Origin of the sequence: Pseudomonas juntendi (assembly GCF_021560075.1) — a bacterium.
GTDB lineage: Bacteria > Pseudomonadota > Gammaproteobacteria > Pseudomonadales > Pseudomonadaceae > Aquipseudomonas > Aquipseudomonas juntendi.
Genome location: NZ_CP091088.1, coordinates 2,497,649 through 2,512,618 on the forward strand (window position 1 = coordinate 2,497,649; position 14,970 = coordinate 2,512,618).

General features: G+C 62.6%; 19 protein-coding genes. 7 read left to right on the plus strand and 12 right to left on the minus strand.

Annotated features, from left to right (window positions below):
* Nucleotides 1–11 precede the first annotated feature (11 nt).
* From L1P09_RS11590 to mcpP, 9 genes are all read right to left on the minus strand, one after another.
* A complete protein-coding gene (locus tag L1P09_RS11590; protein WP_029884820.1) occupies nt 12–1,292 on the minus strand; it encodes a hypothetical protein in 1,281 nt (426 codons plus the stop codon).
* A 46-nt stretch (nt 1,293–1,338) separates the two neighbouring features.
* A complete protein-coding gene (locus tag L1P09_RS11595) occupies nt 1,339–2,091 on the minus strand; it encodes a hypothetical protein (protein WP_054904373.1) in 753 nt (250 codons plus the stop codon).
* A 45-nt stretch (nt 2,092–2,136) separates the two neighbouring features.
* A complete protein-coding gene (locus tag L1P09_RS11600) occupies nt 2,137–2,817 on the minus strand; it encodes a C39 family peptidase (protein WP_009685453.1) in 681 nt (226 codons plus the stop codon).
* A 61-nt stretch (nt 2,818–2,878) separates the two neighbouring features.
* Entirely contained in the window at nt 2,879–4,327 is a 1,449-nt protein-coding gene (locus tag L1P09_RS11605) for a hypothetical protein (RefSeq protein WP_054904374.1), read from the minus strand.
* Between the two features lie 50 nt (nt 4,328–4,377).
* Complete coding sequence (locus tag L1P09_RS11610) at nt 4,378–4,956, minus strand: adhesin (protein ID WP_110675939.1); 579 nt, start codon at nt 4,954–4,956, stop codon at nt 4,378–4,380.
* Between the two features lies 1 nt (nt 4,957).
* Nucleotides 4,958–5,359: a hypothetical protein gene (locus L1P09_RS11615; RefSeq protein ID WP_104148483.1), complete on the minus strand. Its 402-nt coding sequence runs from the start codon at nt 5,357–5,359 to the stop codon at nt 4,958–4,960.
* Between the two features lie 338 nt (nt 5,360–5,697).
* The gene (locus L1P09_RS11620) at nt 5,698–6,267 is read right to left on the minus strand and encodes an AAA family ATPase (protein WP_192439975.1); all 570 of its coding nucleotides are present in this window, start codon (nt 6,265–6,267) and stop codon (nt 5,698–5,700) included.
* On the minus strand, nt 6,264–6,830 hold the full coding sequence (pnuC, locus tag L1P09_RS11625) for a nicotinamide riboside transporter PnuC (protein ID WP_029884823.1): 567 nt from the start codon (nt 6,828–6,830) through the stop codon (nt 6,264–6,266). The genes L1P09_RS11620 and pnuC overlap by 4 nt, the downstream gene beginning before the upstream one ends.
* 86 nt (nt 6,831–6,916) lie before the next feature.
* Nucleotides 6,917–8,551: a methyl-accepting chemotaxis protein McpP gene (mcpP, locus tag L1P09_RS11630; RefSeq protein WP_192439976.1), complete on the minus strand. Its 1,635-nt coding sequence runs from the start codon at nt 8,549–8,551 to the stop codon at nt 6,917–6,919.
* 298 nt (nt 8,552–8,849) lie between these two features.
* On the opposite strand from mcpP, the gene L1P09_RS11635 reads away from it, so the two are divergent.
* Both L1P09_RS11635 and L1P09_RS11640 read left to right on the plus strand, forming a co-directional pair.
* Nucleotides 8,850–9,680: an undecaprenyl-diphosphate phosphatase gene (locus tag L1P09_RS11635; protein ID WP_054904406.1), complete on the plus strand. Its 831-nt coding sequence runs from the start codon at nt 8,850–8,852 to the stop codon at nt 9,678–9,680.
* Entirely contained in the window at nt 9,673–10,086 is a 414-nt protein-coding gene (locus L1P09_RS11640; RefSeq protein WP_054904379.1) for a DUF1294 domain-containing protein, read from the plus strand. The genes L1P09_RS11635 and L1P09_RS11640 overlap by 8 nt, the downstream gene beginning before the upstream one ends.
* Nucleotides 10,087–10,117: 31 nt before the next feature.
* Here L1P09_RS11640 and L1P09_RS11645 read toward each other — a convergent pair whose 3' ends face one another.
* Together L1P09_RS11645 and L1P09_RS11650 are read right to left on the minus strand one after the other, a co-directional pair.
* The gene (locus L1P09_RS11645; RefSeq protein WP_009685444.1) at nt 10,118–10,462 is read right to left on the minus strand and encodes an MmcQ/YjbR family DNA-binding protein; all 345 of its coding nucleotides are present in this window, start codon (nt 10,460–10,462) and stop codon (nt 10,118–10,120) included.
* An 8-nt stretch (nt 10,463–10,470) separates the two neighbouring features.
* A complete protein-coding gene (locus tag L1P09_RS11650) occupies nt 10,471–11,373 on the minus strand; it encodes a LysR substrate-binding domain-containing protein (RefSeq protein ID WP_235768880.1) in 903 nt (300 codons plus the stop codon).
* A 133-nt stretch (nt 11,374–11,506) separates the two neighbouring features.
* Here L1P09_RS11650 and L1P09_RS11655 point away from each other — a divergent pair, with 133 nt between their 5' ends.
* From L1P09_RS11655 to L1P09_RS11675, 5 genes are all read left to right on the plus strand, one after another.
* The gene (locus tag L1P09_RS11655) at nt 11,507–12,118 is read left to right on the plus strand and encodes an FMN-dependent NADH-azoreductase (RefSeq protein WP_235768881.1); all 612 of its coding nucleotides are present in this window, start codon (nt 11,507–11,509) and stop codon (nt 12,116–12,118) included.
* Nucleotides 12,119–12,370: 252 nt separating this feature from the next.
* Nucleotides 12,371–13,255, plus strand: a complete 885-nt coding sequence (locus tag L1P09_RS11660) for an EamA family transporter (RefSeq protein ID WP_054904381.1) — start codon at nt 12,371–12,373, stop codon at nt 13,253–13,255.
* 130 nt (nt 13,256–13,385) lie between these two features.
* Nucleotides 13,386–13,706 (plus strand): YbjQ family protein, encoded by a 321-nt coding sequence (locus L1P09_RS11665; protein WP_009685439.1) that lies wholly within the window; start codon nt 13,386–13,388, stop codon nt 13,704–13,706.
* 137 nt (nt 13,707–13,843) lie between these two features.
* Nucleotides 13,844–14,032, plus strand: coding sequence for a hypothetical protein (locus L1P09_RS11670; protein WP_003253897.1), 189 nt, complete (start codon nt 13,844–13,846; stop codon nt 14,030–14,032).
* A 129-nt stretch (nt 14,033–14,161) separates the two neighbouring features.
* Nucleotides 14,162–14,473 (plus strand): hypothetical protein, encoded by a 312-nt coding sequence (locus L1P09_RS11675; protein ID WP_054904382.1) that lies wholly within the window; start codon nt 14,162–14,164, stop codon nt 14,471–14,473.
* A 45-nt stretch (nt 14,474–14,518) separates the two neighbouring features.
* Here L1P09_RS11675 and L1P09_RS11680 read toward each other — a convergent pair whose 3' ends face one another.
* Nucleotides 14,519–14,851: a hypothetical protein gene (locus tag L1P09_RS11680; RefSeq protein WP_029884829.1), complete on the minus strand. Its 333-nt coding sequence runs from the start codon at nt 14,849–14,851 to the stop codon at nt 14,519–14,521.
* Nucleotides 14,852–14,970: the final 119 nt, after the last annotated feature.

Consider the following 14,970-nt stretch of genomic DNA (forward strand, 5'->3'; position numbering starts at 1 on the left):
GATGGCATAGGTCAGAAGTAGTAGGGGAATTTCAGGCTGAAGGAAAAGTCCGGGGCGTCGTCGGTCAGGCCAATGGACAAGTTGGGCACGATGGTGAGGTTGTTGCTGGCGGCGAAGGTCAGGCCGATGTTGAAGTTGGCGGCGTTGTAGTCACTGTTGGAAATCGACTGCCAGTCACCGCCATCCGGTTTGATCTTGCTCTTGCGGGCAAACTGGTCCGACACCGAGAACGACATGCTCATCTTTTCGTTGAGCGCGAACGCGATGCCCCCGCCGATTTGCCAGGAGTCGCCAAGCTTGACGTCGCCCGGCACCTTGCTGTTGACCTGCGGGCTGATGTCGCTGAACGAGTCCTGCATGTTGTAGGTGTAGGACAGGCTGCCGAACAGCACGGCCGGGTCAAAGGTCTTGACCAGCGAGATGCCTGGGGTGATCGACCACACGCCGTTGCCCGTCGGCAGGCTGTCCGGTACCGCCAGGTTGTTGTTGCCGTCCACCTCGCGCAGCTTGATGCCATAGGGGTCCTTGCCGGTCGGGGCCTTGACCCGCAGGGTGGCCACGGCATCCGGCCAGGTTTCGTCTTCGTCGAGGAACTTGTAGGCCACGCCAACGTTGATATCGCCGATTTCCGGGTCACGCGTGACGGTGGCATCGGAGGTGGCCGCGCCCGAGCCGCCGGCACCGCCGGACGAGTAGGTGGATTCGCGGTACACCACCGGCACGTTGATGTCGAACTGCCAACGTTGCGCCAGGTTGTAGCGCGCGGTCATGTCCAAGGTCCAGTTGTCGGCCTTGATGCGGTCGAGGTTGATGCTGCCCAGGAAAATCGAGTCCAGCGCCAGGAACCCGTTGAGGGTCAGTGCACGGGTGTCGTAGTGGGTATAGGTCAGGCCGGTCTCGAAGCTGAACTTGCCGCCACCGAAGAAGCCGCTGGCCTCGTCATACAGGTTGGACACGCTCTGCGCCGGCTCCGAGTCGGCAGCCAGGGCCTGGCCATAGGAACTGCCGGTGGTGCCAGGGGCGCCGGACGCTACCGTCTGGCCACCCTTCACGCCTTCGGCAGGCGACTTGACCAGGCGTTTGGGTGGGGCCGCCGCCGGGGCTTCTTCAACCTGCCGCACGCGTTGTTCCAGCACCATCAACGCTTGCTGCTGGGCCTCATACCGGCGCTTGAGTTCGGTCAGTTCCTGCTTCAGTGCCTCGACCTGCGGGTCGGCAGCGGCATACAGCAATGTGGCCGGAGCCAGGGTAGTCAGACAAACAAAAGCCTTGAGCGTAAAAGATCGGTGCATGGAGTTGCCGTCCCTTCCAACTACTTTTGATGAGACTGAGCGTAGATCAGTATCCGAAAGTGCGAAGGCCTTTAAGCTGATCAAGGCTGCCATTGAGCGAAGCCGCTGTCGGCATGCTCTCGCGCATGACCACGTTGAGGGAGGTGACATTGCTGACCAGGTTGCCGTTGCCCAGCAGCGTGGTGTTCTGCATCAGGCCGCCCTGGGCCAGGCGTTGCATGCTGCTGCCCTGGTTGTTGCTGGCGTTGATGTTCAGCTGCACGCCCACGCCGCTGGCCGATACGCTCAGCGAACCGGCGCCGTTTTCTGCGTTCAGCGTCTGGCCTGCGGCCAGCGCCTGGCCCTGCTGTTGCACCACCGGTGCCTGGTTGGCCTTGGTGACGTTGATGTCGACGTTGTTGTATGCGCCGTTGTTATCACCGGCGGCGCGCACTACCTGGGTGACGCCCTCGCTGGTGGCCAGCCCGGCACCGCCGGTCACGCTGCCGGTCCCGGACGCAGCGGCCGCCCCAGCCGCGCTGCCGGTGCCTTTTTCATTGATCGTCGACACGTAGAATTGTGGCTTGATTGTCGACGCTTGCACCTGCAGGCTGCTGCTGGCGCCAATCACGTCGCCTTTGGCATTTTGCCAGGTGCTGCTCATGACGATGCCGAAGCTCACGATGCGCCCCGGCATCACGTAACGACCACGCAAAGTTGCCAGTTCCTGGTCCTTCAGTTCGATGGGTTTGAACGTTTCTGCATGAACCGGCAGGCTGGCAGCCAGGCAGGCCAATGCCAGCAGGAAGGGGTTGTTCATGGCGGGCTCCCGGGAGCGTCATGCTCCTTATCATTGGACGTATCGTTAGAAGAAGTCGCTTTTGATGAAGCCAAAGTCCAGCAGCTCTGCGTCCTGCACCGGGGTGAAGTTGTTCACTCGACCCTTGGCGGTCAGCGGCAGAGGCGGGTCGAGCAAGACATTGTTCTTGTCATAACCCTGGCCGATCACGGCGAAGATGATGCCGTTCCAGCCCTTGAGGAAGTCGTCTACCTTGTAGCGCCTGTGGCCCAGCACTGGGTCACCGACATACACCCAGCCCTTGTCGACTTTCTGCATGACCACGAAGTGCTTGTAGCCACGCACATCCATCAACACCACCACCGGAATGCGCACGCTGTGCAGGGTATCGGGCGCTACACGGTAGCCGCGGGCACGCATGCCCAGGCTTTCCACGTAGCGCTTCATGTCGAGCATCGAAAAGCCCTGGGTGCGCACCAGGTCCTGGTCGGCGTGGGCCAGCATGCCTTCGATGATCTGGTGTTCGTCCACATCCAGCCAGTAGGCCTGGCGCAGGATGGTCGCCAGGGCAGCAGCACCGCAGCTGAAGTCGGTTTTCTGTTGCACCAGGTCGGCGAACTTGCGCTCGCGCACGCTTTGCAGGGGTTTGAACACCACGGCGCCGCCCGGCAATACCGCCAGCGGCATTTGTGCAGCTTCGCTCACGCTGGCCAGGCACAGTAAAAACGCCAAGGCGATAATGCGCATGATCGGATGCCTTCTTGTTCTGTTGAAGAAAGGCCCCCCGAAGGGGGCCTTGATTGCAGCGTTAGAACGAGGTGTTGGAGATGGCCAGCGAGTTGCTCTGCTGGTTGCCTACACCGGCGGCCACGTTCACGCCCAGGTTGCCGCTGCCACCGTTGACCGAACCGCTAAGGGTTGCAGTGTTGGTAACAGGGTTGGCCCAGCCGGTCGGGGTCAGCACTTGGAAGGACACGGTATTGCTCAAGTCGTAAGCACTGCTTTCGCTGTAGCTCTTGGCGACGTCGTTGGAGGACTGATGCGATTGCTCGCCAGACTTGGAGAAGTCAGAGGCGGAAGCATTTTCGTACGAGGACTCATGAGACTTGGTGTACGAAGAATCGCGCGACTTGTCGTAGGAGGACTGGTGCGACTTGTCGTAGTTCGAGTCGAATGCCTTCTCGAAGGACGAGTCATAGGCACTTTCGTGCGACTTGTCGATCGAGGCGTTCAGCGAGGCGTTCAGCGAACCATCGAAGCTGCTGGTGCGCGAGCGTTCGCGGCGGCCGTCGTCGGTGGTGACCGTGCGGGTCGCGTCGGCTGCTGCAGCCAGGCTGGCGTTCAGGCTGGCACTGCTGGACGAGCTGTTGGAACCGCTGGCCGAACCGCTCATGCCCCAGCTGTTGGAACCGCTGGCGCTGGCACTGTTGGAGCCACTGGCATTGGCGCTGCTCGAACCACTGGAGTTCCAGCCGCTGGAGCCGCTGTTGCTGGCGCTTTGCGAGCCGGCCACGCTGAAGCTCGACGACGCGCTGCGGTCGTCGCTCGAGTTGAAGGTGCCATCACGCGAGCTCGAGCCGCTGGCCGAAGTGGTGAAGGTCAGCGTGTCTACCCGGTAGGTGCGGTCGGCGCTGTTGTTCACCGTCAGGCCTGGGCCGGACTGGTTGGCGGAGGCGGTCGCCGTGGCGTTGCCCAATGGAGCGCCGGTGTTGGCGATGGCCATGGTGTTTTTCTGCTGGTTGAGGTCGCCACCGGCCACGTTGATGCCGATGTTGCCTTCAGCCCCGCTGGCCGAGCCGCTCATCAGCGCCGACGATTGCGTCGAGTAGTTGTCTACCCGGTTGCTGCGGCTGGTTTGCACCACGTCGGCCGTGGCGTTGGCCATGCCGAACACGAAGCTGTTGTCCAGGCTCGATTCGGAGCCGGCGTTGGCGATGGCTGCAGCGTTGTCCTGCTGGTTGCCATTACCGGCCGCGACGTTGATGCCGACGTTGCCGCTGGAGCCGGTGCCCGAGTCGCTCATCTCGGCTTCGTTGATGGTGCCTTGGTTGGTGATGCGGTTGTTGGTACTGGTTTGAGTGTCCCAGGCATTGGCGGTTGCATACACCGGGATCTTGGTGGCAGGAGGCGTGTGCTGGCCATTGTTGTTGCCATTATGGTAGTCACCGCGCCGGTCGTTTTGCCCAGCTTGTACAGCAACAGCCATGACCGCAGCAATTGCGAAAACCAGAGGCTTGATTGCCATCGAGGGTTTCATGGTGATTCTCCGTACTCTAGTAGGTTAAGTGTCGTTCTTAACTGAAAGGGTCAGTCCGCGACCCGGATGCTCAAGGTGTTGGCCATGCGGTTTCCCACCCCGGCACTCTGGTTCAACTGGATCACCCCACGGCTACCGGTGAAGGCCTGGTCACTGGTGGTGACCTGGCGATAGCCGGCTGGGATATCCGTTGCTCCGGAGTTGTTGAGCAGCGTCACGTTCTGTTGCATGAGGACGCTGTCGTCGATGCTTTGCGGTTGTGCGCCAATGCTGATGCGCATGGCATTGGCTTGCTGGGTGTTGGCGCCTGCGCTCTGGTTCACCCCCAGGGCGCCGCTGCCATTACTGAAAGCGTTGCCCTGAATGGTCGCGCGGGCGTCCATCCTCGGGTCGGCGGGGGTGTTGAGCTGTTGGCGGATCTGGGTACTGGCGTTGGCCTCGGGGCCAACGGCGATGGCGCGGGCATTGGCCTGCTGCTGCTGGTCCCCGGCGGCCTGGTTGACGCTGAGGTTGCCTTGGTAGCGGCTGCCGGAACTGTCGATGTCAGCGTTGTTGATGACCGGAACGGGGGACTGGGCGAAGGCGGGCGCACTGCACACCGCAGCCAGCATCAGCAGCATGTACTTCATCTCACTTGCCCCCGCCGGTCAGGATTTGCAGCGGCGCCAGGCCACGTTGCACGCTGGAGTTGACCATGTTGGCGATGCCGTTACCGGAACCACCGGTACCGCGGCCGCCGGCCAGGTTGGGCAACTGGTTCTGGTTGCCGAGGTTGCCGCCCAGGTTGTTGGTCTGCTGGGTGATCATGTTGCTGATGCCAGCGCCGCTGCTGATGGCGGCGAAGTCGCCGTCGCTCAGCTCGTTGGTCTGCTTGAGCACATAGGCAGAGGGGTTGGCGTTGACCGTGGTCGGATTGGGATCGGGCCGCAGGGGGGGCACGGTTGCGTTGCGCACCTGCACGTCACGGGTAATGGTGATGATCCCCTTGTCGGCCTGCGCCGTCAGGCTCAGTGACCCCAGTACGCAGCCCATCAGCAAGGCGTGATAAAGGTGGTTGGCTGGTTTCCTCACGACGGCACTTCCTTCTTTGAGCGCTGGGCCTGATCAGCGATGCGAAGGACAGAGCAGAAGGTGTGCCGCTTTTTGAATTGCTATGAAAATCAGGCGCTTGGCGATGACAGCTAAGACGCAGGTGGGGTGTGGTGTGTCAGCCGTGAAACAGTTGCACACCGGCATGGCCGGGCGGGCCTGCTGTGGCGTCGCTTGAAGGGAGATTTCGCAGCGGTGTTTCACCCGCTTGACACTTACCCTGCTAGTGGGAGCAGCCGCCTGGTTTCGGGGGTTGTACCGCAGGGGGCTGTGTCAGTGGCTTAACACTCGGCAGGGCAGGCTGGCTTATCGCTATCAAGGAGCCTAGCCACCGCTTCCAGGGCCAACAACTGGCGCTGTGGCCAACTCCCTTCAATTATCTGGTGGGGCTGGCCATGCTGCTGCAACCAGGCCCGGCTGTCTTCGAAAAAGCGTTGCCGATCGCGCACGTCCGGCTGGCTGCGCTGGCCGTCGGCGACCCATTCCACGCCTTGTGGGCTTAGCAAAAGGTGCAGGTCGTAATGCCGGGCGAGCAGGGCCTGTTCCAGCCAGGCTGGGCAGTCGCCGAACAGGGCATGGCTCCAGAGCATGTTGCTGAGCAGGTGGGTGTCGAGGATCAGCAAGGGGGGCGCCTGCTCGCGGGCCTGGTCTTCCCATGCCAGTTGGCCACGGGCAATGCTGGGGATATCGGCGTAGCAGGTATCGCGGCGCTCCTGCTCGATGAAGTGACGCACGTATTCGGCCACCACCAAACCGCCAAAATGCGCCTGGATCACCCCGCTGAGCCAGCTTTTGCCGCTGGACTCGGGGCCGCACAGCACCAGTACTTTCGTCGCCTGCACCGTGCTCATGGCTGCACCAATGCCGGGTCTCGCCGCCATTCCAGCCAGCCGCGTACGGCTATGAGGGTCAAAACGGCGAACAAGCCTGCCGTGAAATACAGCTGCTGGTGCAGGTACAGGCCGACATACAGGGTGTCGACCACCACCCAGAGGGCCCAGCATTGCAGGCGCTTCTGCGCCATCCACAGTTGTGCCACCAGGCTGAAGCCGGTCAGGGTTGCGTCCAGCCACGGCATGGCGGCGTCGGTCCAGTGGGCCATGGCCGCGCCCAGGGCGGCACTCAGCAGCACCCCGACGGCCAGGCCGGCAAATAGCGCCGGGCCTTGCAAGCGCGAGACCTGGCGGGCGTCTTCAGCGCGGTCGGGGCGTTGCCATTGCCACCAGCCGTACAGTTGCAGGAGGGCGTAGGCCAGTTGCAGCAACATGCCCGAATACAGCTTCACCTCATAGAACAGCCAGCCATAGATAAGCACCATGACCAGGCCGATCGGCCAGCACCAGGCGTTCTGCTTGACCGTGAGCCAGACAGCGATGACGCCGAGGACGGCGGCGATGAGTTCAAGGCCGGACATCGGCGATCCTTGGAGGCTGCGGGGAAGGGGCGCGATTGTAGCTGTTCGGCGGGCGAAGGTGTAGCCGCGCCCGCCGGCAGCCCGTACTACACGCGGAACTGGCGCAGTAACTGCTCCAGTTCTTCGCTCAACTGGCCCAAGGCCACCCCCGCATCGCTGGACTGGCGCGCCGCATCGGCGGTTTGCTGGGACAGCCCGGCAGTGTCCAGTACGTTGCGGTTGATCTCTTCGACCACATGCGCCTGCTGCAGGGTGGCACTGGCAATGGACGCATTCAAGGCGGTGAGGTTGTTCAGCGCCTGGTTGATGGCGTCCAGGCTGGCGCCGGCCTCGCGGGCCTGTTCGACGGTCTGGCGCGAGGCCTCGCTGCTGGTGTCGATTGCCCGCACAGCGGCGTCCGACTGGCTTTGCAGGTGCTCGATCATGGTATGGATCTCGGCCGTGGACTGCGCGGTGCGCTGTGCCAGCAGGCGCACCTCGTCGGCGACCACGGCAAAGCCGCGGCCTTGCTCCCCGGCCCGGGCCGCCTCGATGGCGGCGTTCAGCGCCAGCAGGTTGGTTTGCTCGGCAATCGAACGGATCACGTCGAGCACGCCGCCGATGCGCGTGCTGTGCGCGGCCAGGTCGCGGATCACTTGCACAGCCTGGTCGATGGTCAGGGACAGCCGGTCGATCTGCGCCAGGCTGCCGTGGATGGCTTGCTGGCCCTGCGTGACCTGCAGTTGGGCGCTGTGCATTTCCCCGGCAGCCTGCTCGGCCGTCTTGGCCACGTCCTGCACGGCGTAGGTCACTTCGTTCACGGCGGTAGCCACCTGGTCCATCTGCAACGACTGCTGGGCACTGCGCTGCTCGGCGGCCCCGGCATTGTCACCCACGTGCCCGGCCGACTGGGCCAGCGCATGGGCGGCCCCTTGCAATTGGCCGACCACGCCCTGCAGCTTGCCATTGAAGCGGTTGAAGTGTTCACCAAGGCGGGTGATTTCGTCGCGACCATGGGTGTCCAGGCGCCGGGTCAGGTCACTTTCACCACTGGCGATGTTGCCCATGGCCTGCACCGCTTCCTGAAGGGGGCGGGCAATGCTGCGGGCGATCAGCATCACCACCAGCGCCATCAGCAGGGCAATGCCCAGGCCAACCAGCGAGGCATCGCGCAACTGGCGGGCGAATTCGGCCTGCACGTCATCGACGTACACGCCCGACCCGATGATCCAGCCCCATGGCTTGAACAGTTGTATGTAGGAGGTCTTGGCCACCGGCTCGCTCGCCCCGGGCTTGGGCCAGCGGTAGTTGACCGGGCCCGCGTCGTGCTGGCGCGCCAGGGCGACCATCTCATTGAACACGGCAAAGCCGTCGGGGTCGCGGATGGCTGACAGGTCCTGGCCGTCGAGCTTGGGGTTGGTCGGATGCATGATCATCTTCGGCCCCAGGTCGTTGATCCAGAAATAATCGTCGTGGTCGTAGCGCAGCCCCCGGACAACTTGCAGCGCTTGCTGCTGGGCGGCTTCACGGCTTAGCGTGCCGGCTGCCTCCAGCCCTTGGTAATAGGCCAGTACCCCTGCAGCGGTTTCCACCACATGGCGGGTCTTTTCGGCCTTGGCCTGGTACAGGTCGCCGTGGATCTGGCGCAGCATCAGCAGCCCCAGCACCACCAGCATGGCCACCGCCACCACCAGGATCAGCCACAGGCGTTGGCTGATCGACATTGATCTCAAAGTGTTCATCCAGCCGCTCCCCCATTGTTCTTTTTATTCAGCTGCATCCAAGCACGGTTTGCAGCCATGCCCCACTCGACTAATGGCTAAGTGCTATCTTTGTCACAGTCTGCAGAAGGTTGCGTAACGGATTTGCAAAGGTGCTCTGACAGGATTTCGGCCGCGCAAGATGAAACCTTTAGCCGCCGTGAACTTTTCCACTGGCGCTGGTCCCAACAGTCGCTGTAAAAAGCCGGTCCGCGTGCGGCAATCGTCAATAGATCAAGAACAAGGAGCCTGCTGCGAGCAGCGCTCCACCGGGGGAATGATGGATTTTTGGACTGCCTTCCAGGCAATCATCTTGGGCGTAGTAGAGGGGCTGACGGAGTTCCTGCCGATTTCCAGTACCGGCCACCAGATCATCGTCGCCGACGTGATCGGTTTTGGCGGTGAACGGGCCATGGCTTTCAACATCATCATCCAGCTGGCTGCGATCCTGGCCGTGATGTGGGAGTTTCGCAGCAGGATCTGCGAAGTGGTTTTCGGCTTGCGCAGCCAACCCAAGGCACGGCGCTTTACCGGTAACCTGTTGTTGGCATTCCTGCCTGCGGTTGTACTGGGCGTACTGTTCGCCGACCTGATCCACGAGTACCTGTTCAACCCGGTCACCGTGGCGGCAGCGCTGGTGGTGGGTGGGGTGATCATGTTGTGGGCCGAGCGGCGCACGCATCGGGTAGAAGTTGACCATGTCGACGACATGCGTTGGAGCCATGCGCTGAAAATAGGCTTCGTGCAGTGCCTGGCGATGATCCCCGGCACATCGCGTTCGGGCTCGACCATCATCGGCGGGCTGCTGTTCGGTCTGTCGCGCAAAGCGGCCACCGAGTTCTCGTTCTTTCTCGCCATGCCGACCATGGTCGGCGCGGCCGTGTATTCGGGCTACAAGTACCGCCACCTGTTCCAGCCGGAAGACTTGCCGGTGTTCGCCATCGGTTTCGTCACGTCGTTCATTTTCGCCATGATCGCCGTGCGTGCGCTGCTCAAGTTCATTGCCAACCACAGCTATGCCGCGTTTGCCTGGTATCGCATCGTGTTCGGCCTGTTCATCCTGGCTACCTGGCAGTTCGGCTGGGTCAACTGGACCTCGGTTCATGGCTGAGCTGCGGCGTGCCGCGCCGCTGGACGGGGTACGCAACCTGCGCCTGAAACTGCTGGTGCTGGCCGTGTTGTGCGTGCTGCCAGGGCTAGGCGCGGCTCGCATGGCCTGGCTCGACCAGGCCTGGTGGCCATTGGCGCTGTACCCGGCGATGAGCCTGGTCAGCGTCATGCTGTACTGGCAGGACAAACACCAGGCACGTCAGCAGGCCTGGCGCACGCCCGAGAAAGTGCTGCATGCCAGCGAGCTGCTGGGTGGCTGGCCGGGTGCGTTGCTGGCGCAGCAGCTGTTCCGGCATAAGACACGCAAGTTTTCGTACCAGCTGCTGTTCTGGGCGATTGTGCTGTTGCACCAGGTGTTCTGGGCCGACTGGCTGTTTTTCGATGGGCGCTTTCTGCCTTTAGGGTGAAGTGCGGCACCGAAGCGGGGGGCAGGCGGTATTACAGCAGCAAACCCACCTGTAACCGCTTCGGCAACCGTCGCACCACCAGCTGGTGCGAACGCTGCAGCAAGTCACGCAATTCGTCCCGGCCCATGGGGTAGGGCGGCGCCATGCTGATCCAGCGTGCCCGTGCCAGGTAAGGCGCAGGTCGCACTCCAGGGCGGTCGCAATAGCCGAGAAACAAATCGTCGGCCACCTTGAACGACAGCCCTGCGCCGGCCAGGTCGAGTACCGCGAACATCTTGTTGCCGGCCACCGAGAACACCCGGATACCGCCCCACTTGTAGTCTTCCTGGGCACCCGGCAGCTCCAGGCAGAATGCCGCTACTTCGGCTTCGCTCATGTTCGCGTTCATACGTATCGCTCCCCACACGCCTCGAACGATGCCGCCAGGTGGTCGATCCACACCCGTACAGCCGGCAACAGGCCGCGCCGGTGCGGGTACACCGCCTGCAGGTAGCCACCTGGCAGCGACCATTCAGGCAGCAGGCGTACCAGCTCGCCGCGTTCCAGCTCCGCCTCGCAAAACATGCTGGGTAATGCAGTAAAGCCCAGGCCAGCCCGTACAGCGGCATTACGTACTACGAAATCGTCGATCGCCAGGCGTGGCTCCAGGGCCAGGTCCTGTTGCTTGCCGTTGGGGCCCAGCAGGCGAAAGTGCACCAGCCGGTCTGCCTCGGCGGCGCCCAGTACCGGCAACGTCGCCAGTTCGGCAGGGTCGCGGATGTGGTCGGCGAAGCCTGGGGCGGCAACCAGCTGCATTTGCGCCTGGCGCAGGCGGCGGGTGACCAAGGCCGGGTCTTCATCGCCCAGGTCGCGCACGCGCAGGGCAACGTCGATACCTTCGGAAATCAGGTCCACCCGGCGGTTGAGCAGTACCATGTCCAACTGCACCAGCGGGTACTGCTCGAGAAAGCGGCTGATCACCTGCGGCAGAAACGCGTGGGCCAGCGCCACGGGGCAGGACACACGCAAGCGCCCGCGTGGTTCGCTGCTCATGCTGGCCACCGTTTCATCGGCGGCTTCAGCCTCCAGCAGCATGGCCTGGCAGTGATGCAGGTAGCGCTCGCCCACTGCGGTGAGTTTCAACTGCCGGGTGGTGCGCTGCAGCAGGCGGGTGCCCAGGCGCTCTTCGAGCTCGGCGATGCGCCGGGACAAGCGTGACTTGGGAATGCCCAGCTGGCGCCCCGCTGCAGCAAAACCGCTGGCTTCCACTACGCGGGCGAAATAGAAAAGGTCATTGAGGTCTTGCATGAACAGGTCTCATTGTTCCACTTATGAGACAAACTAACGCATTTTCTGCGGCTTATCAGTCATTAATCACTCCGGTAGGATTCTACCCATCGTGATCGCCAAGTGATGCGGTCTTCATTCACAGGAGAGTCCCATGAAACTGTTGCACATCGATTCGAGCATCCTGGGTGACAATTCCGCATCCCGCCAGTTGAGCCGCGAGGTGGTCGAAGCCTGGAAAGTCGCAGACCCGAGCGTTGAAGTGGTGTACCGCGACCTGGCTGCCGATGCCATTGCACACTTCTCTGCTGCCACGCTGGTAGCCGCTGGCACCCCGGAAGACGTACGCGACGCCGCCCAGGCATTCGAGGCCAAGCTCAGTGCCGAGACCCTGGAGGAATTCCTGGCCGCCGACGCCGTGGTGATAGGCGCGCCGATGTACAACTTCAGCGTGCCGACCCAGCTCAAGGCCTGGATCGACCGCGTTGCCGTGGCCGGCAAGACCTTCCGCTACACCGAGGCGGGCCCCGAGGGGCTTTGCGGTAACAAGAAGGTAGTGCTGGTTTCCACCGCGGGTGGCCTGCACGCTGGCCAGCCAACGGGTGCTGGGCATGAAGACTTCCTCAAGGTGTTCCTGGGCTTCATTGGTGTCACCGACCTGGAAATCGTCCGCGCTCACGGCTTGGCCTACGGCCCGGAGCAGCGTACACAGGCGCTTGACGCCGCACAGGCGCAGATCGCCAATGAGCTGTTTGCAGCGGCTTGATGCACAGCGATAAGGCTTGCAAGGCTCAGGTGCCGGCAAGTCCGCGCTGCTGATCGTGCCCTGCTCAAGGGCACTGGAAACCCGCGAATACGCAGTGTTCGCGGGTTTTCTGCGTTATGCATCAACGTTACAGGTTGACGCAACAGTCGGACTGTTGCGCCACCCTAGGCCACAACTGTGCTGGTCCTCTTCAGAGTTATAGCCTTATGCTGTAACGAAATATGTCTAGAACGCCTGAAGAAGGAAGCTGCCGTGCCGCTCAAGGACCTGCTCATCGCCCTGGTGGTGATTGTTGCCTGGGGAGTCAACTTTGTAGTCATCAAGGTTGGCCTCGACGGCTTGCCGCCGATGCTGTTGGGGGCACTGCGCTTTTTGCTGGTGGCGTTTCCCGCGGTGTTGCTGGTCAGGCGCCCCAAATTGCCCTGGCGCTGGCTCATCGCCTACGGCGCAACCATTTCTCTGGGCCAGTTCGCCTTTCTCTTCCAGGCCATGTACAGCGGCATGCCACCAGGGCTGGCTTCGCTGATTCTGCAATCGCAGGCATTCTTCACGCTCGGCTTCGCCGCGCTGTTCCTCGGTGAACGGCTGCGCCTGGCCAGTGTGCTGGGGCTACTGGTGGCGGCCAGTGGCCTGGCCCTGATCGGCAGCGAAGACGGTGGCCACGTGCCGATGGTGGCGCTGCTGCTGACATTGTGTGGCGGGGCCATGTGGGGGCTGGGCAACATCATTACCCGGCGCTTTGGCTCGGTTGACCTGGTGGCGCTGGTGATCTGGGGTGGGTTGATCCCGCCGTTGCCGTTCCTGGCGTTGTCCTGGTGGCTGGAAGGCCCAGAGCGTATTGGCCATGCGCTTGCCAACATCAGCCTCAGCTCGGTGCTGGCGCTGGCATACCTGGCTTTTGTCGCCACCATGATCGGCTACAGCCTGTGGAGCAAGCTGTTGTCCCGCCACCCGGCCGGTAAGGTCGCGCCTTTTTCGCTGCTGGTGCCGGTGATCGGCTTGAGTTCGTCGGCATTGCTGCTGGGCGAACGGCTGACCGCAATTCAGGGCTGGGGCGCCGTGTTGGTGATGGCCGGGCTGCTGGTGAACGTATTCGGCGCGCGGATCGGCCAGCGCTTGCGTGCGGCCAGCGCCTGACAGGAGGGTAGTGGGGGGGGGGTGACGGCTGAAGCGTTGACCGGGTGGTAAGGCCCCATTGCCGGTTGCTCAGGTGCGGCTCTGTTAGACTCGGCCTCATTGTTCGAGACCAGGCCAACGGAGCGTTTGCATGATCATTTCCACTACCAGTCAACTTGAAGGCCGCCCGATTGCCGAATACCTCGGCGTGGTCAGCGCCGAATCGGTCCAGGGCATCAATTTCGTCCGCGATTTTTTTACCCGTGTTCGCGACGTGCTGGGTGGTCGCTCGCAGACCCTGGAAAGCGCACTGCGCGAGGCCCGCGAGCAGGCCACCGAAGAGCTGAAGGCGCGCGCCCAGCAGTTGCGAGCCGACGCGGTAGTCGGTGTGGATTACGAGATCAGCATGCCTTCGGTACAAGGCGGCATGGTCGTCGTGTTTGTCACCGGCACCGCAGTGCGCCTGCGCTGAAGGCCGGTTTGCCACTGGTCGGCTGCCTGGGGTTTGCCCGGCTGGTCTGTAAATGACCGACTAGTCTCACTTTTACAGGCCGCGTCACTTGGCAACTTTTCTGGTTGCCGGCGCGTTGCCGCTGAGGGAGACAGGGCATGAGCGAATCTTTTTTCGAAGACCTTAACGATGCGTTTCCGATCAACAGCCAGGTGCGTTGCGGCCAGGCGGCATTCCGGCTTGGGTTCGCCCACATGACCCTGGATGATTCCGAGCAGCTTCAGCCTGCCCATCTGCAGCGCAGCAAAAAGGGCCGCTTCATGCCACGGGTGCCGCTGAAGAAGTAACCCCGCGCTGCCCGACGGCGGACTTTTTATGGCCATTCGTTGACCCGCCTCATGAAATGATTGGGTAACACTCGCCGGATCGCCAAGCCTGTGCTTTGCTGACGCCACATTCGAGCAACGGAGGACTGGATGCTCATGCGCGTCAGGGAAGAGACTTATTGGCACTGGGCGGACGCCCAACTACACAGCCGCAGCCACGACGAAGCGCTCAGCGATGGCACCACACTGGACGTGCAGGTGCGCTTGTCGCGCCTGGGCGCAACGCAATTGTTCCTGGGGTTGTATGCCGGGGATGGGCGGGCGCTGGTGGAGGAGTACTACCCCGCGCGGCCGGGCGAGACCATGACCCGTGCCATGGTTTGGGGTGTCGACCGCGCCAGGGCCATGGCGACAGGGGCACTGCCGTTGCCGCCCGCCCGCCGCCAGCGGCGCCAGGCATGAAAAAGCCCGGCCTGTTCAGGCCGGGCTTTGCTAACGGTGGCAACCTCAATTGAGCGGTTCGATCACCTTGACTGCCTGCTGCTCACGGGCAGCGGGCCATTCCTGTTGCAGGGTCTGCAGCACACGGCCAACGAACTCGGTGTCGGCGGCGGCCTTCTTGCCAACGTAGCCTTGGCCACGACGGTAGACCTTAAAGCGGGCACGCATGCTGGGCAGGTGCTCTTCAAATTCAGCTTCGACGGTATTCGGTGGCAGGCGATCGAGGCGCACTTCACCGGTTTGGCTGACCCACAGCAGGTGGTCGTCGAGGCTGTCTTTGCGGCCGGCGAACAGCTGGGCCAATTGGTCGATGGTCGGATTGTTGTTCAAGTTCATCATAAAGCCCCCATTACCCATTCGTAGGTGATTTTCACAGTTGGCGCTACCACGGTGTAGCGCACTACCAACGCTGCTACAGCAGCATCGCAACAGGGGCTTTCTCACGCTGCCTTTTGGAC